At 54.4% G+C, this 1,778-nt stretch carries 2 protein-coding genes and 1 pseudogene; all 3 read left to right on the plus strand.

Translation table 11 applies throughout. The features are described from left to right. Positions 1–143 (plus strand): IS1 family transposase (locus tag QZ506_RS15970; RefSeq protein ID WP_291972400.1); only part of this gene is annotated, 143 nt, incomplete at its 5' end. A gap of 85 nt (positions 144–228) precedes the next feature. Continuing rightward, positions 229–795 (plus strand): annotated as a pseudogene (gene phsC / locus QZ506_RS15975) (thiosulfate reductase cytochrome B subunit); the annotation flags it as partial. Continuing rightward, positions 776–1,657: a subunit of oxidoreductase gene (locus tag QZ506_RS15980; protein WP_291972398.1), complete on the plus strand. Its 882-nt coding sequence runs from the start codon at positions 776–778 to the stop codon at positions 1,655–1,657. The pseudogene phsC and the gene QZ506_RS15980, both read left to right, overlap by 20 nt. The last annotated feature ends 121 nt before the right edge of the window (positions 1,658–1,778 follow it).

Here is a 1,778-nt window from a genome sequence, read left to right on the forward strand (position 1 = left end):
GCTACAGGGCTTACAACGACGAACTTCCAAAAGTAAAACACATTGTTACCAAGCTGTATACACAGCGTATTGAGCGTGCACATCTGACACTGCGTAACCGATTGCAACGGCTCAATCGCAAGACGCTCGGATATTCAAAATAATCCGAAATGCACGATAGGATCATCGGTACTTACATCGAACGCGAGTACTACGTTTGATGCTACATCAACTCATTGAATACACGACCGTTTGTGGCACTGGAGCAACGCGCTGCTGTTTATCCTGTTGCTGGCGAGCGTTTTTATCAACCACTTTGCACTGCTCGGCGCGCACGATACCGCGCTTCTGGTGTCACTGCACAGCCTGTGCTGCTATCTGTTGCTGGTGTGCTGACTGGCGTTTGTGCTGATTAACGCGCTGGGTGGCAACGGGCACCACTACGTTATCGAGCGACAGGGGTGGGGCCAGCGAGCTTTTCTGCAAGTGCGCTTTTATCTTTACGGCATTATCAAAGGTGAAGATCATCCATTCCCGGCCACACCGCGCGCCAAGTTCAACCCGCTACAACAGGTGGCTTATCTGGGGGTGATGTACAGTCTGGTGCCGCTACTGCTGCTCTCAGGGGTAGCGTTGCATAACCCTCTGTGGCTGCCCGCCGGATGGATTTTGGTGAAAGCCTAGCTGCTGCCGGTGCATTTTATGCTGGCGGTACTCAGCGTGTTCTTTATCTGTGGGCATCTCTATCTGTGCACCATAGGGCGCACACCGAACCAGACCTTCCGCAGTATGGTCGATGGCTACCACAGGCACTAATGGAGCACCCATGATGCCGACCCATGGAGAACCGCACATCACTCGTGAGCAGTTGCGTGCACTGCACGTTAGCCGCGACTTGTATCGCTGGTTCCTGAAACGTTTTCAAACGGGCGGCAGCTATCAGGCGATTCACGAGGCGCTGATTGGCGATGGCCGCAGCGCCTGGCTGGAAAGTTTGGCGGATTATGCCTACGCGCACAACTTTGGCGCCCTGCCGTTTCTCGAACAGGAGATAGGCAGTGCGCGAACCCTGGCAGCGCAGCTGACACGCAGTCAGGCAGAACAGTTGCACATTACCCCACGCTGCCACGCCAGTGGCCGCTTCACGCCAATGCTGTCGTGTACCTTGCAATTTGCCAGCTGCGATCACGCTTTGAATATTTGCTGCTCCGGCTTTCAAAGCAATCTGGCCGCCACCGGCAACGGCAACTTTATCGGTCAATCCGGTGATAACGGCAGAATCGCCAGCGCAGGCTACGGCAGCCAGTTGGTGAGCAGCGGCTTTGCCGCCAAAATGAGCAATACCGGGCAAAACTGCCGCATCTGCGCGTTGGGCGATCGTGCGCGCATTGCCAACTGCGGCAATGCGACAAAAATCAGCAGCGCCGGTCGTGGCACCCACATCACCAGCAGCGGCAGACGCAATTACCTCGCCAGCCAAGGCGCTTCAACGCGCGTGGCGAATGCCGGCGATGGCAGTCATATCCACACGCAGGGAGCGGGCAGTCGCATCACCAACAGCGGCGATAACGTCACGCTACAGGTCAGCGGTGCCGATAGCGTGTTTTGTTCTAGCGGCAGCGTGCAACAGTTTACGCTGGGCGTCGGTGGCTGTGCAGCACATAGCAGAGCTAAATAACATAAAAACTTTAAATATCAATATATTGACTGAATTTATCGCTCAAAAAACAGGCAACAAAACACAACAAAGCACGACAATACACGACATTTTTATCAATAACTTACCGTCCATTTCGACC

Origin of the sequence: Candidatus Symbiopectobacterium sp. (assembly GCF_020054415.1) — a bacterium.
Lineage (GTDB): Bacteria > Pseudomonadota > Gammaproteobacteria > Enterobacterales > Enterobacteriaceae > Symbiopectobacterium.